Source organism: Kitasatospora sp. NPDC030952 (assembly GCF_055571335.1).
Window position 1 is genome coordinate 1 of sequence record NZ_JBVIFM010000047.1, and the last position, 16,322, is coordinate 16,322.

Genomic DNA, 16,322 nt, shown 5'->3' on the forward strand with positions numbered 1-16,322 from the left:
GGGCGCCGGCGATGTGGGCGGCGGCTATTTCGCCTTGGGAGTGGCCGATGACGGCGTGGGGGTGGATGCCGTGGTGTTGCCAGGTGCGGGCGAGGCTGACCATGAGGGCGAAGAGGGCGGGTTGGATGACGTCGACGCGGTTGAGGTCGGGGGCGTCGGGTTTGCCGTGGAGGACGTCGAGGAGGGACCAGTCGGTGTGGGGGTGGAGGGCGTCGGCGCAGGCGTGGAGGTGGTGGGCGAAGACGGGTGAGGTGTCCAGCAACGCGAGGCCCATGCCGGGCCATTGGGATCCTTGGCCGGGGAAGACGAAGACGGTTTTGCCGGGTGTGGTGGTGGCTTGGAGGAGTCGGGGGTGGGGTTGGTCGTTGGCCAGGGCGTTTAGTGCGTCGAGGAGTTCGTTGCGGGTGGTGCCGTAGGTGGCGGCGCGGTGGTGGTGGGGGGTGCGGGTGTCGAGGGTGTCGGCGACGGCTTGGGGGGTGAGGTGGGGGTGGTGGTGGAGGTGTTCGGTGAGGCGTCGGGCGTGGTCGCGTAGTGCGGTGGGTGTCTTCGCGGACAACCGCCAAGTGACCGGGAAATCGGCGCTGTTGGTGCCGTTGGTGTCGCTGCTGTCGTCCGCGCGATCGCCTGCGGCCGGAGGCTCGGGCGTCGCAGCCTGCTCCAGGATGACGTGGGCGTTGGTGCCGCTGATGCCGAAGGAGGACACGGCGGCGCGGCGCGGGCGCCCGTCCGTCGGCCAGTCGCGGCTCTCGGTCAGCAGCTCGACGGCGCCGGAGGCCCAGTCGACGTGCGGGGACGGCGCGTCGACGTGCAGCGTGGGAGGCATGACGCCGTGCCGTATGGCCTGCACCATCTTGATGATGCCGGCGACGCCGGCGGCGGCCTGGGTGTGGCCGATGTTGGACTTCACCGAGCCGAGCCAGAGCGGGTGTTCGCGGTCCTGGCCGTAGGTGGCGAGCAGGGCCTGGGCCTCGATCGGGTCGCCGAGCTTGGTCCCGGTGCCGTGGGCCTCGACCACGTCGACGTCGGCGGTGGTGAGTCCGGCGTTGGCCAGGGCCTGGCGGATCACCCGCTGCTGTGCGGGGCCGTTGGGGGCCGACAGCTGACTGGTGGTCCCGTCCTGGTTGACGGCCGAGCCGCGCACCACCGCGAGGATCTGGTGCCCGTTGCGCCGTGCGTCGGAGAGCCGCTCGACCAGCAGCAGGCCGACGCCCTCGCTCCACACCACGCCGTCGGCGGCGGCCGCGAAGGACTTGGAGCGCCCGTCGGGGGCCAGGCCGCGCTGCCGGCTGAACCCGGTGAACGCGACCGGGGTGGCCATGACGGTCACGCCGCCGGCGAGGGCGAGGTCGCACTCGCCGTTGCGCAGCGACTGCGCGGCCAGGTGCAGGGCGACCAGCGAGGAGGAGCACGCCGTGTCCAGGGTGACGGCCGGACCCTCCAGGCCGAAGCTGTAGGACAGCCGGCCGGAGGCGACGCTGCCCGCGCTGCCCGTGACCACCTGCCCCTCCAGCCCCTCCGGCATCCGGCGCAGACGCGACGCGTAGTCGCCGTACATGACGCCGGTGAAGACGCCGGTGCGGGAGCCGCGCAGCGCCTCGGGGTCGAGGCCGGCGTGCTCGAAGGCCTCCCAGCCGGTCTCCAGCAGCAGTCGCTGCTGCGGGTCCATCGCCAGCGCCTCGCGCGGGCTGATGCCGAAGAACGCGGGGTCGAAGTCGGCGGCGGCGTCCAGGAATCCGCCCTCCCGCACGTACGACTTACCGGGTGCGTCCGGGTCCGGGTCGTACAGGCCGTCGACGTCCCAGCCGCGGTCGCGGGGGAAGGGGCCGATGGCATCGCCGCCGGAGGCGACGAGGCGCCACAGGTCCTCGGGCGAGTGCACGCCGCCGGGGTAGCGGCAGGCCATCCCGACGATCGCGATCGGTTCGGCCGTCGCGTCGGTGTGCCGCTGGAGCTGCCGTCGAAGGCGCTTGTTCTCCAGCAGTGACGTGCGCAGCGCTTCGACGACCTTCTCGGTAGGCATGTTCATCGTCGGCTCCGTCGGTTCTGGGGTGGTCACGAGTCGGTGTCGGTGAGGGCGATCCGGACGAGGTCCTCGACGTCGGCGTCGATGAGGTCCTGCTCCTCGTCGTCCTCCTGCGCCGTCCGTCCGGGTCCGTCGGCGCCGTCGGCCAGGCCGAGGACGGCGTCCAGCAGCCCCGCTTCGCGCAGGCGCTCCGGCGGGACCGACGCGATGAGCCTGCGGAGCGCCGCGTCGGCCGGGTCGGCGGGGCCGGACGGGCCGGACGGGCCGGCGGGGACCAGCAGTTCACGCAGACGATCGGCGAGCTTGCGCGGTGTCGGGTAGTCGAACAGGGTGGTGGCCGGCAGCCGCCGGCCGACGGCGTCGCTCAGTCGGTTGCGGAGCTCGATGGCGGTGAGGGAGTCGAAGCCGAGTTCCAGGAAGCCACGGTTGAGCTCCACGGTGGCAGCTCCGGCGTGCCCCAGGGTGATCGAGATCTCCTGGCGGAGGAACTCCAGCAGCAGGTCGGTCTGTTCGGTCTCGGCGAGGCCCGCGAGGCGCTGAGTGAGCGACGGTCCGGCCTCGGTGTCCCGGCGAGGGCGCGGGGGGCCGGCCAGGGTGCGCAGGATCGGGGGCAGGGTGCCGTCCTCGGCCTGGGCGCGCAGGGTCGGCGGGTCGAGCCGGAGGAGGGTGGTGGTGGCGCGGCCGTCGTGCAGGGCGGTGTCGAACAGGGCGAGGCCCTGTCCGGTGTCGAGGGGCAGCATCCCGCCGCGGCCGATGCGGGCCCGGTCGGCCGTGCCGAGGCCGCCGGTCATCGTCCCGTCGGTCGCCCACATCCCCCAGGCGAGGGAGGCGGCGGGCAGGCCGCGGGAGTGCCGCTGTTCGGCCAGCGCGTCGAGGAAGGCGTTGGCCGCCGCGTAGTTGCCCTGGCCGGCGCCGCCGAGCACGCCGGAGGCGGAGGAGAACAGCACGAAGTGCGTGAGGTCCAGGCCTTCGGTGAGCCGGTGGAGGTGCCAGGCCGCGTCGGCCTTGGGCCGCAGGACGGTGGCGATCCGGTCGGCGGTGAGGCCGGGGATCGTCGAGTCGTCCAGGACGCCCGCGGCGTGGATCACCGCGGTGAGGGGGTGCGCGCCGGGTATCGCGGCGAGCAGGTCGGCCAGCGCGTCCCGGTCGCCGACGTCGCACGCCGCCACGGTGGCGTGGGCGCCGAGGCCGGCCAGTTCGGCGAGCAGTTCCTCCGCTCCCGCCGCGGCGCGGCCGCTGCGGCTGGTGAGCAGCAGGTGCCGGACGCCGTGGGCGGTGACCAGGTGCCGGGCGATCAGCGCGCCGAGCGCCCCGGTGCCGCCGGTGACGAGGACCGTCCCGTCGGGGGCGAACGGCGCGGTGCCGTCGTCCGCCGCACCGGACCGGTGGGTCCGACGGGCGGCCCCGGCGGCCCCGGCGGCCTCGGCGTCCTCGGTGCCGACGCGGGCCAGCCGGGCGGCGTAGGCCTTCCCGTCCCGCAGCGCGAGCCACGGTTCGCCGGTGAGCAGCGCGGCGCGCACGGCCGGGGCGGATGCCTCGGTGCCGTCGGTGTCGACCAGGACGATCCGGTCGGGGTTCTCGGTCTGTGCGGCGCGGACCAGGCCGCCGATGGCGGCGCCCGCGAGGTCGGCGACGCGGTCGCCGGCCACGGCGGACACCGTCGAGCGGGTGAGGACGCCGAGCCGGGAGCCGGTGAACCGGTCCTCGGCGAGGAAGGCCTGGAGGACGCCGAGCACGTGCTCGGTCGCCCGGCGCGCCGCCTCGGCCGGGTCCGTGCCCGCCGGGTCTTCGAGTGCCGGGTCCGGGCCTGCCGGGTCCGTGCCTGCCGGGTCCGGGCCTGCGGCGGGGATCCGCGTGCAGTCGAGGAGCAGCAGCTCCGGCGCGGCGGCGGTGTCCGGGGCGGACCCGTTCACCGGCCGGCCCACCACGGCGTCCAGCAGGGCGTCCACCGGGGCGACCGGGGTGCCCGCGCCGTCCGGCGGGGCGGGCAGCGCGACCTCGGTCCAGGTGACGCCGAACCGCGCCCTGGACCCCTCGCCCCCCGCCGCGCCGAACTGTCCGGGCGCCAGGTTCCGGACCGACAGCGACTCGATCGCGGCGACCTCGCCGCCCCGGTCGTCGGTCAGCCGCAGCGCGAACCCGGTGCCCGCCAGGGTCAGCCGTACGCGGAGGGTGTCCGTGGCGTCCCCGGACACGCTGACGCCCGCCCAGGAGAACGGCACCGGCACGCCCGCGGCGCGGTCCACGTCGGTGTGGAGGTACGCGAGGGTGTGCAGGGCCGCGTCCAGCAGCGCGGGGTGGATCCGGAAGCCGGACGAGGGCGACCCGGTCAGCCGGACCTCGGCCAGTACCTCGTCGCCGTGCCGCCACACTTTGCGCAGGCCGCGGAACGCGGGACCGTAGCCGAGGCCGAGGCCGGCGAGCAGTTCGTAGATCTCGGCGGCGTCGGCGGGTTGTGCGCCGGGCGGCGGCCAGGCGCCGTCCGGAGCCGGAGCCGGAGCCGGAGCCGGAGCCGAGGCCGAGGTCGGGGTCGGGGTCGGGGTCGGGGCGTCGGGGGCGTCGGGGGCGAGGATGCCCTGGCCGTGGCGCGTCCATCCCTCCTCGGCCGAACCGGCCGGCCGGGAACGGATGACGACGCTCCGTCGGCCGTCGGCGTCGGGGGCGCCGGTGACCACCTGGAGGTGGACGGCCCCGGTCTCGGGCAGGACCAGCGGGGCGGACAGGTCGAGCTCGTCGACCCGGCCGCAACCGGCCCGCCCGCCCGCGTACAGGGCCGGCTCGACCAGCGCGGTGGCGGGGACGACCAGGCTGCCGTGGACGGTGTGATCGGCCAGCCAGGGCTGGGTCTGCGCCGAGATCCGCCCGGTGAACAGGAAGCCCCCGTCGGGCAGTTCGGTTCCGGCACCGAGGAAGGGGTGGGTCGTCCGGTCCAGGCCGAGCCCCGCCGGGTCGCCGGAGTCGGCGGGCCGGCTGAGCCAGAAGCGCTCCCGCTGGAACGGGTACGTGGGCAGGCCGTCCGCGGGGCGGGCGCCGGGCAGCAGGGCCGCCAGGTCCACCGGCACGCCGTGCAGCCGTGCCTGGGCCAGTGCGGTGGCCACCGACTCCGGTTCGGGCCGGTCCTTGCGCAGCAGTGCGCCGACCAGCGGCCGGGGGTCCTGCTCGGGCAGGCAGTCCGGGGTGATCGAGGCCAGCGCGTCCGAGCCCAGTTCCAGGTAGGCGCGCACCCCGGCGGCGTGCAGGGTCGCGATGCCGTCCGCGAACAGCACCGGCCGCAGCACCTGGTCGACCCAGTAGTCGGCCGACGCCATGGTGCCGGGCTCCACCACGGCCCCGGTGACGGTCGACACCACGGGGATGGTCGGCTCCGCGTAGCGCAGCCGCTCGGCGGTCGCCCGGAGGGCTGCCGTCATCGGCTCCATCAGCGGCGAGTGGAAGGCGTGGCTGACCAGCAGGCGCTTGGTCCTGCTGCCGCGCCGGGCCCACTCGTCGACGACCGCCATGACGGCGACCTCGTCGCCCGACACCACCGTGCCGGCGGGGCCGTTGACGGCGGCGATGCCGACCGCGTCCTCCCGGCCGGCCAGCGTGGCGCGCACCTCGTCGGCACCCGCGCCGATCGCCACCATGGCGCCGCGGCCGGCGACCTCGTGCATCAGCCGGCCGCGGACGGCGACCAGTGTGCAGGCGTCGGCCAGCGACAGGACGCCCGCGACGTGCGCGGCGGCGAACTCGCCGACCGAGTGCCCCATCAGGTAGTCGGGGGCGACGCCCCAGCTCCGCAGCAGCCGGTAGAGGGCGACCTCCAGGGCGAAGAGCGCGGGCTGGGTGTAGCGGGTCTCGTGCAGCAGATCCTCCTCGGCGGTCCCGGCGGGCGCGAACATCAGCTCCCGCAGCGGCCGGTCGAGCAGTCCGTCGAAGTGCGCGCACACCTCGTCCAGCGCGCGCCGGAACTGCGGGTGGGCCGCGTACAGGCCGCTGCCCATCCGGGCCCGCTGGGAGCCCTGACCGGAGAACAGGAAGGCGGTCGCGCCGCGCTCCCCGGTACCGCCCCGGACGACGTGCGGTGCGGTGCGGCCCGCGGCGAGCGCGTCCAGTCCGGAGAGCAGGTCCTCCCGGGTCCGGCCGACCACCGCGGCCGCCCGCTCGAACACCGACCGGGCGCCGAGCGAGCGGGCGAGGTCAGCGGGACCGTGCTCGGGGTGGTCCCGGACGAACTCGCGCACCCGGGCGGCGTGTTCGGCGAGGGCCGGGTCCGTCCTGGCCGACAGCAGCCAGGGCACCACCGGGGCGGGAACGGCGGGCTCGGCGGCAGCGGTCGAGGTGGCCGGAGCTGCCGGGTTGGCCGGAGCTGCCGGAGTGGCCGCTGCTGCCGGAGCGGTCGAAGCGTCGGGCGCGGTGCCCCCGGGAACGGTGGCCGTCCCGGGCAGGTCCTCGGCGGCGGGCGCCTCCAGGACGACGTGCGCGTTGGTGCCGCTGATGCCGAACGCCGACACCCCCGCGCGGCGCGGGCCGCCGTGGTCCGGCCAGGCCCGCTCCTCCCGCAGGACGGCGACACCGCCCGACGCCCAGTCCACGTGCGGCGACGGGGTGTCGGCGTGCAGGCTGCGCGGCAGTCGGCCGTGCCGGAGCGCCTGCACCGTCTTGATGATGCCGGCGACGCCGGCGGCGGCCTGGGCGTGCCCGATGTTGGACTTGACCGAGCCGATCCAGAGCGGCCTGTCGGCCTCCCGGTCCTGCCCGTAGACCGCCATCAGCGCCTGGGCCTCGATCGGGTCCCCCAGCGGCGTCCCGGTGCCGTGCGCCTCGACCGCGTCCACGTCGGCGGGTGCGAGGCCCGCGTCGGCCAGGGCCTGGCGGATCACCCGCTGTTGGGACGGGCCGTTGGGCGCGGTGAGCCCGTTGGAGGCGCCGTCCTGGTTGACGGCCGTCCCCCGGACCACGGCGAGCACCCGGTGGCCGTTGCGGCGGGCGTCGGAGAGCCGCTCGACCAGCAGCAGTCCCACGCCCTCCGCCCAGGCGACCCCGTCCGCGCCCGCGCCGAACGGCTTGCAGCGGCCGTCCGGGGCGAGCCCGCGCTGGCGGCTGAACTCGACGAAGGGGGCCGGGGTCGCCATCACGGTCACGCCGCCGGCGAGCGCGAGGTCGCACTCGCCGTCGCGCAGGGCGCGGACGGCGAGGTGCAGGCTCACCAGGGAGGACGAGCAGGCGGTGTCCACGGTGATCGCCGGGCCCTCGAAGCCGAAGGTGTAGGCGACGCGGCCGGACGCGATGCTGCCCGCGCTGCCCGTGCCGAGGTATCCCTCGTACTCGTCGACCCGGCTGTTCACCAGGCGGGCGCCGTAATCGCTGTACATGACGCCGGTGAAGACCCCGGTGCGGCTGCCGCGGAGGTCCGCCGGGTCGATGCCGACGCGTTCCAGCACCTCCCAGCCGGTTTCGAGCAGCAGCCGCTGCTGCGGGTCGGCGGCCATCGCGTCGCGCGGGCTCATCCCGAAGAAGTGCGGGTCGAACCGGTCCGCGTCGTGGAGGAAGCCGCCCTCGCGGGTGTAGGACTTGCCGTGCCGTTCGGGCGCCGGGTCGTAGAGCTCCTCGACGTTCCAGTCCCGGTCGGCGGGGAACGGGCCGATCGCGTCGACCCCGTCGCGGACCAGCCGCCACAGGTCCTCCGGGGACCGGACCTCACCGGGGAACCGGCAGGCCATCCCGACGATCACGATCGGATCGTCCGTCACCGTCGGCCGGGTCCGCCGCGCGGGCTCGGTCCGTCCGGGCGCCGTCCCGCCCAGGCCGGGCAGTTCGGCCCCGAGATGGGCGGCCAGCGCCGCCGGGTTGGGGTAGTCGAAGACGAGCGTCGCGGGCAGCCGCAGGCCCGTCGCGGCGGAGAGCCGGTTGCGCAGGTCGATGCCGGTCAGCGAGTCGAAGCCCAGCTCGTTGAACTCGCGGTCGGCGGGGACGCGGTCGGTGCCCTCGTGCCCGAGGACCGCCGCGACCTGGTCGCGCACCGCCGCCAGCAGCACCTGGTTCCGCCGCGCTCCGTCGAGGCCCTGGAGCCGCCGCAGGAGCGGGGTCCGCTCGGTCCGGCGGTGTGCGGGCGTGCCCGCCAGCGCCGACAGCACCGGCGGGACCGCCGCCGGGTCCGCCGCGCGCAGGGCGGCGCGGTCGAGGCGCAGCGCGAGTGGCACCGGGTGGTCCGCGGCGAGGGCGGCGTCGAACAGGCCGAGGCCGGCCTCGGCGGACAGCGGGACCAGCGCGGCCTGGCGGACCCGCCGTTCGTCGGCCGCCATCCCGCCGGCCTCCGCCCACGGCCCCCACACCAGGCTGGTCGCGGGGAGCCCCAGGGCGCGGCGGCGGTGTGCGAGGGCGTCGAGATAGGCGTTCGCGGCAGCGTAGTTGGCCTGTCCGGGCGTGCCGAGCGTGCCCGCGACGGAGGAGAACAGGACGAAGGCCGCGAGCCCGGCGCCGGCGGTCAGCTCGTGCAGGTGCCGGGCGGCGTCGGCCTTCGGCCGGAACACCGTGTCGATCCGGTCGGGGTCCAGGTTGTCCAGTGCGGCGTCGTCCAGGACCCCGGCGGTGTGCACGACGGCCGTGAGCGGGTGCCCGTCGGGGATGCCCGCGAGCAGCTCCGCGAGTGCCTCGCGGTCGGCGGCGTCGCAGGCGGCGACGGTCACCTCGGCGCCGTAGCCGGCCAGTTCGGACCGCAGCTCGGTCGCGCCCGGCGCGGCGGCGCCCCGGCGGCCGGCCAGCAGCAGGTGCCGGACGCCGTGGCGGGTGACGAGGTGCCGGGCGACGAGCGCGCCCAGGGCGCCGGTGCCGCCGGTGACCAGGACCGTCCCGTCCGGGTCGAGCGGGGTGCCGGCGGGGGCGGTCAGCGGCGCGGCGGTCACCCGGGGGGCCAGGAAGTCGCCCTGGCGTAGGGCCAGTTGGGGTTCGTCGAGGGCGAGGGCCGCGGCGAGGGTCCGGGCGAGGGCGTCCTCGGAGTCGCTGTCGGCACCGGTTGCGGGGCGGCTGTCGGCGCCACCGACGGGACGGCTGACGGGACCGCCGACGGGACCGCTTTCGAGGTCGAGCAGGACGAACCGCCCGGGGTGCTCGGCCTGCGCGCTGCGGACCAGGCCCCAGACGGCGGCGCCCGCCAGGTCGGTGCCGGTCGGGTCGGTGCCGGTCGGGTCGGTGCCGGTCGGGTCACCGGCCTCGGGACCGGGGCCGGTGACGACGGCGCCCCGGGTGACGACCACCAGGCGGGACCGCGCCGGGTGGTCCCCGGTCGCCCACCGCTGGACCGCGTCGAGCACCCGGGCCACGGTGGCGCGAACCTCCTCGGGCCCGGCGTCGCCGGACGCCTCCACCCGCAGCAGGACGGCGTCGGGCGCGGGCGCCGGCCCCGGACGGGCCGTCACCGGGCCCCACTCCAGCCGGTACGCCTCGTGCCGCCGCGCGCCGACCTCGCCGAGGGCCACCGCCCGGACCCGCAGGGCCTCCACCGCCGCCACGGGGGTCCCGTCGGCATCGGTGACGGCCAGCGCCAGGGTGTCGGGCCCGGTCCGGGTCAGCCGGCTGCGGATCGTCGCGGCGCTCCAGGCGTACGGGTCGACACCGCGCCAGGAGAAGGGCAGCAGGACCTCCCCGCCGGCGTTCAGCGAGGGGTGGTCGGTCGCCAGTGCGTGCAGCGAGGCATCGAGCACCGCCGGATGCAGGCCGTCCGTGCCGCCGTCGGCCTCGGGGGCGTCGGCCTCCGTGTAGACGGCGGTGTCGTCCCGCCAGGCCGACCGCAGCCCCTGGAAGGCGGGCCCGTAACCGACACCGGCGTCGGCGAGCGTGTCGTACAGCCCGTCGAGGTCGATCGGCTCGGCGCCCGGCGGCGGCCAGGCCGCGGGGAAGTCCTCGAACGGCTCGGCGGGACGGCCGCCCAGCGCCCCGGACGCGTGCCTGGTCCAGGGCTGGTCGCCGTCCTCGTCGCGGTGCCCGTGGGCGCGCGAGCTGATCGTGAGGGTGTGCAGGCCGCGCGCGTCCGGTGCGGACACCAGGACCTGGAGGTCCACGGCCCCGTTCTCCGGCAGCAGGAGCGCCGCCTCGACGGTGAGTTCGTCGATCCGGGCGTTCCCGGTGACCTTCGCCGTGTGCACCGCGATGTCGAGGAAGACCGTGCCGGGCACGATCGCGGCGCCGTTCACGGTGTGCTCGGTGAGCCACGGGTGGGTGCTTCGGGACACCCGGCCGCTCAGCAGCCACCCGCCGCCGTCGGCCAGCGACGTCGCCGCCGTCAGCAGCCCGTGCGCGCCGGCCCCGGTGCCCGGGGTGGCGGGGGAGAGGGCGGCCGAGAGCCAGAACCGCCGCCCCTGGAACGGGTAGTTGGGCAGTTGCACCGGTTGCGGGGAGAGCGGGGCGAAGAACGCCCGCCAGTCCACCGCGGCTCCGCGGAGCGCGGCCTCCGCCACGGCCGCGACCAGGGTCGGCGGCTCCGGGCGGTCCCGGCGCAGCGCCGCGATCCGGTGGCTGCGGCGGTGGCCGGCGCCTGCGGGCGTGCCCGCGTCGGGGCCCTCGTCGGTGGCCCGGCCCGGGCCCGTGCCGTCGTCCGTGCGGTCGTCCGCGTGGTCGCTCGTGCCGTCGTCCGTGGCCGCGGCGGTTCCGTCGGCGGCGTCCTCCGGTCCGTCCGACACCAGCGCGGTCAGCGCCGCATCGGGGCCGACCTCGAAGAACACCGTGGCGCCCAGCTCGCGCAGCGCTTCCGTCCCGTCGTGGAACCGGACCGCCTCCCGCACCTGGCGCGTCCAGTACGCCGGATCGGCCAGCTCCGCCCCGGTGGCCTGCCGCCCGGTGAGTCCGGAGACGATCGGCACCTGCGGCGGGTGGAAGTCGAGGCGGCCGACGACCTCGCCGAACTCGTCCAGGATGCCGTCCATGTGCGGCGAGTGGAACGCGTGGCTGACCCGCAGCGGCGTCGTCCTGCGGCCGCGCTCCGACCAGTGGGCCGCGACCCGGGCCACGGCCTCCGCGTCGCCGGAGACGACGGTCGACCGGGCGGTGTTGACGGCCGCGATCGAGACGGCCCCCGCCCCGGCGGCTTCCACCAGGGACCGGGCGACCTCCTCCTCGCCCGCCCGGATCGCGACCATCGCGCCGCGCGCCGTCACCGACTGCATCAGCCGCGAGCGTTCGGCGACCAGCGTGCAGGCGTCGGCGAGGCCGAGGACCCCGGCCACGTGTGCGGCGGCGATCTCGCCGACCGAGTGCCCGAGTACGGCGTCGGGCCGCAGCCCCCACGACCCGAGCAGGCGGAACAGCGCCACCTCCAGGGCGAAGACGGCCGGCTGCCCGTATCCGGTCCGGTCGAGCAGCGCCGCCTCCGCCGTGCCCGCCTCGGCGAACATCACCGAGCGCAGCGGTACGTCCAGCCGGGCGTCCACGTGCGCGCAGACCCGGTCGAGTTCGGCGGCGAACAGCGGGAAGTGCTCGTACAGCTCCCGGCCCATCCCGGGCCGCTGGGCGCCCTGGCCGGAGAACAGGAACGCGGTCCGGCCCGCCCCGGGGCGTACCCCGCCGGCCGTCCGTCCGCCGTCGGCGACGGCCGCCAGGGCGGCGCGGAACTCCTCGCGGGTGCTGCCGGTCACGGCGGCGCGGTGTTCGTGCAGGGGCCGGGCCGCCAGCGCGGCGGCGACGTCGGCGGGGCGCAGGCCGTCGTGCCCGTCGAGGTGGGCGGCGAGCTGCCGTGCGTGCGCGGTCAGCGCGGCTTCGGTCTTGGCCGACAGCAGCCAGGGGACCACCGGGGGCGCGGCGGACGGGTCCGGACGGTCCTCCCGCCCGGCCTTGGCGGCGGCCTCGTCGGCTCCGGCTGCCTCGTCGGCTCCGGCGGCCCCGTTCTCGTCGGCTTCGGCGAGTTCGGCGAGTTCAGCGACCTCGGCGAGCTCGGCGGCGACGCCGACGGGCGCGGGACCGGGGTCCGGGACGGCCGCGGTCGCCGGGTCCCACTCCAGGACGACGTGCGCGTTGGTGCCGCTGATGCCGAACGCCGAGACACCGGCGCGGCGCGGCCCGGCGGTGTCCGACCACGGCCGGTCGGCGGTGAGCACCCGGACGCCGCCGGACTCCCAGTCGACGTGCGGTGTCGGCTCGTCCACGTTCAGGGTGCGGGGCAGGAGGCCGTGCCGCATCGCCTGCACCGTCTTGATGATCCCGGCGACGCCCGCGGCGGCCTGGGTGTGGCCGATGTTGGACTTGACCGAGCCGATCCAGAGCGGCCGGTCGGCGGGCCGGTCCTGCCCGTAGGTGGCCAGCAGTGCCTGGGCCTCGATCGGGTCGCCGAGCCTCGTCCCGGTGCCGTGCGCCTCGACCGCGTCGACGTCGGCGGGTGCGAGGCCCGCGTTGGCCAGGGCCTGGCGGATCACCCGCTGCTGGGAGGGGCCGTTGGGGGCGGTCAGGCCGTTGCTGGTGCCGTCGGAGTTCACGGCCGAGCCGCGCACCACCGCGAGCACCTGGTGCCCGTTGCGGCGGGCGTCCGACAGCCGCTCCAGCAGCAGCACGCCGACGCCCTCGCCCCAGGCGGTGCCGTCGGCGGTGGCGCCGAACGGCTTGCACCGGCCGTCGGGCGCCAGGCCCCGCTGCCGGCTGAACTCGACGAACAGCGTCGGCGTCGCCATGACCGCGGCGCCGCCCGCCAGCGCCAGCCCGCATTCGCCGTTGCGCAGTGACTGCGCGGCCAGGTGCAGGGCGACCAGGGACGAGGAGCAGGCCGTGTCGACGGTCATCGCCGGCCCTTCGAGGCCGAAGGTGTAGGCGATCCGGCCGGAGGCGACGCTCGTCGTCGAACCGGTGATCCGGTAGCCCTCGGGGTCGGTGCCGGCCGGCCGGGCACCGAGCCCGTACTCCTGCGCGGCCGTCCCGATGAACACCCCGGTGGCGCTGCCGCGCAGTGAGGCCGGGTCGATGGCGGCGTTCTCCAGCACCTCCCATGTGGACGCGAGCAGCAGCCGCTGCTGCGGGTCCATCGCCAGTGCCTCGCGGGGGCTCACCCCGAAGAACTCCGCGTCGAACTCGTCGGCGTCGTGCAGGAACCCGCCGTGCCGGGCGTACGTCTTCCCCTGCCGGTCCGGGTCCGGGTCGTACAGCTCCTCGGCGTCCCAGCCGCGGTTGGCCGGGAATCCGCCGATCGCGTCGACGCCGTCGGCCACCAGCCGCCACAGGGCGTCGGGGGTCCGGACGCCGCCGGGGAAGCGGCACGCCATGCCGACGATCGCGATCCGGTCGTCCTCCTCCCCGCCCGCCGTGGCGGACGCGGCGGTCCCGTTCGCGACCGGCGCGGCGACGGGCGGCTCGGCGTCCAGCAGTTCGGCACCCAGCCGGTCGGCGAGCGCCGCCACGGTCGGATGGTCGAAGACCAGCGTGGCCGGCAGCCGGAGCCCCGTCGCGGTGTTCATCCGGTTGCGGAACTCGACGGCGGTGAGCGAGTCGAAGCCCATGTCCTTGAAGCTGCGCGTCGCGTCGACGCCGCCCGTTCCGCCCGTTCCGCCCGTTCCGCCGTGCCCGAGGACCGCCGCGACGTGCGCGCCGATCAGGTCGGTGAGCGCCGTCAGCCGCTCCGCACCGCCCAGCGGGCGCAGCCGTCCGGCCAGACCCCCGGCGGCGGACGGCTCGGCGGCGGCCGCGGCGGCCCGCCGCAGGGAGGGCCTGGCCAGGGTGCGCAGGATCGGCGCGACCGAGCCGTCCTCCGCGTCGATCGTGGTGGGCCGGATCCGGGCGAGCAGCAGCGGGGTGTGGTCCGGCACCGCGAGCGCCGCGTCGAACAGGGCCATCCCCTGCTCGGTGCCGATCGCCGCCGCGTTGCGGGTCAGCCGCGCGACGCCGGCGCTGTCCAGACCGGCCGTCATGGAGCTGGTCTCCGCCCACAGGCCCCACGCCAGTGAATCCGCGGGCAGCCCGCGGGAGCGGCGGTGGGCGGCCAGCGCGTCCACGAAGGTGTTGGCGGCCGCGTAGGTGGACTGCCCCGGGTTGCCGATGACGCCCGCGGCGGAGGAGAACAGCACGAACGACCGCAGATCGAGGCCCTCGGTCAGCGTGTGCAGGTGCCAGGCCGCGTCCGCCTTCGGCCGCAGGACGGCGTCCGCCTGCTCGCCGGTGAGCGCGCCGAGCACGCCGTCCTCCAGGACGCCGGCGGTGTGCACGACGGCGGTGAGCGGATGCTCCTCGGGGATGCCCGCGAGCAGCTCCGCGAGTGCCGCGCGGTCGGCGGTGTCGCAGGCGGCGATGGTGACGTCGGCGCCCGCCGCCACCAGCTCGTCCCCCAACTCCGGTGCGCCCGGAGCCGCGACGCCGCTGCGGCTGGTGAGCAGCAGGTGCCGGACCCCGTGGGCGGTCACCAGGTGCCGGGCGAGGTGGGCGCCGATCGTGCCGGTTCCGCCGGTGACCAGGACGGTGCCGTCCGGGTCGAAGGCGAACCCGGGGGCGTCCTCCTCGGGCCGGACGGCGACCAGGCGCGGGCGCAGGCAGGCGCCGTCCCGCAGCGCGACCTGGATCTCGCCGGAGGCGACCGCCTCGCGCAGCGCCGCCGGTGCCGTGCCGGCGCCGTCCAGGTCGACCAGCACGAACCGGCCCGGCTCCTCCCACCAGGCGGCGCGGAGCAGACCCCACACCGTCGAGCCCGGAAGGTCCTCGATCGGGTCGCCGGGGCGGACGGCCACGGCGCCGCGGGTCAGTACGACCAGGGTGGACGAGGCGAACCGCTCCTCGGCGAGCCACGCCTGGACCAGGCCGAGGACGTGTCGCGCGGTGTCGTGCGCGAGCGCGGCCGGATCGGCGCCGGTCGGCGGCGTGGGGCAGGGCAGCAGGACGACGTCCGGGGCGGGCGCACCGGCGTCCATCGCCCCGACCAGGTCGCCCAGCGTCGCGTGCTCCGCGACCTCGTCGAGCGGTACGCCCAGTCCGGCCGCGCCGTCCCCGAGCACCGCCCAGGCCCCGGCCTCCCGCGCCGGGGTGGCGGTCTCGGGGGAGGTGCCGGCGGCGCGGGCGGGCTCCGTGCGGACCCAGTCCATCCGGAAGATCGAGTTGTGCAGCGGGTGCGGGCCCGCGAGCCGTTCCGGGTCGAGCTCCCGCAGCCGCAGCGACGGGATCGTGATGAGCGGCCGCCCGGAACCGTCGGCGATGTCGAGCACGGCCGTGGTGTCGTCGACCAGCGTCGTCCGCACCCGCAGCGCGGTCGCCCCGGTCGCGTGCAGGGTGACGCCGGACCAGGAGAACGGCAGCCGGACGGGGGTCGCGGCGCCGTCCGGGCCGGCGCCGAGCGCCACCGTGTGCAGCGCGGCGTCGAGCAGTGCCGGGTGGACGGCGAAACCGGCCGGATCGGCGTCCTCGGGCAACCGGATGTCGGCGTGGAACACGTCGCCGTCCCGCCAGGCCGCCCGCAGCCCGCGGAAGGTCGGGCCGTACAGGTAGCCGAGGCCGGCGAGCCGCCCGTAGAAGTCGTCCAGCGGGACGGGCTCGGCCCCGGCCGGCGGCCACGCCTCGTCGACCACCGGCGGCTCGGACCGGGCGCCCTCCGCGATGGTGCCGACGGCGTGGCGGGTCCACGGCTGGTCCGGGTCGCCGGCCGGACGCGAGTGGACGGTGACGGTGTGACGGCCGTCCCCGTCGGGCGCGGTGGCGACATGGAGCCGGACCGGGGAGCCGTCGGGCAGGGTGAGCGGACTTTCGAGGGTGAGCTCCTCGACGTGGGCACGGCCGAGCGCCCCGGCGGCGTGCAGCGCCATGTCGAGGAACGCGGTGCCGGGGAGCAGGACGGTGTCCTGCACGGCGTGGTCGGCCAACCAGGGCTGCGCCGTGGTGGAGACCTGGCCGGTGAGGATCAGCCCCCGTCCCTCGGGTTGTTCGAGGCTGCCGCTGACCAGCGGGTGGCCGGTCGTGGTCTGCCCGGACCCGACCGACGTGGTGCTCGGCATGACCCAGTAGTGCTGGTGTTGGAAGGGGTAGGTGGGGAGGGGGGTGTGGTGGGGGGTGGGGGTTTTGGTGGTTGTGGTGGTGGGGGTGTTGTGGGTCCAGGTGTGGGCGAGGGCGTGGGTGAGTTGGGTGGTTTCGGGGGTGTTGCGGCGCAGGGTGCCGGTGGTGTGGGCGGTGGTGTTGGTGGTGTCGGCGGTTTGTTGGATGGGGGTGGTGAGGACGGGGTGGGGGCTGGTTTCGATGAAGTGGGTGTGGCCGGTGTTGAGGAGGTTTTGGGTGACGGTGTGGAGGTGGACGGGGTGGCGGAGGTTGTCGTACCAGTAGTGGGCGTTGAGGGTGGGGGTGGTGCCGGGGTGGGTGGTGGAGTGGAAGGGGA

The 16,322-nt window shown here is 76.3% G+C and carries 2 protein-coding genes; both read right to left on the bottom strand.

All coding sequences use genetic code 11. The features are described 5' to 3' along the window. Positions 1-2,056 (bottom strand): type I polyketide synthase (locus tag ACZ47G_RS39200; protein ID WP_465751231.1); only part of this gene is annotated, 2,056 nt, incomplete at its 3' end. After that, a partial coding sequence (locus ACZ47G_RS39205) for an SDR family NAD(P)-dependent oxidoreductase (RefSeq protein ID WP_465751233.1) occupies positions 2,053-16,322 on the bottom strand: 14,270 nt, incomplete at its 5' end. The genes ACZ47G_RS39205 and ACZ47G_RS39200, both read right to left, overlap by 4 nt.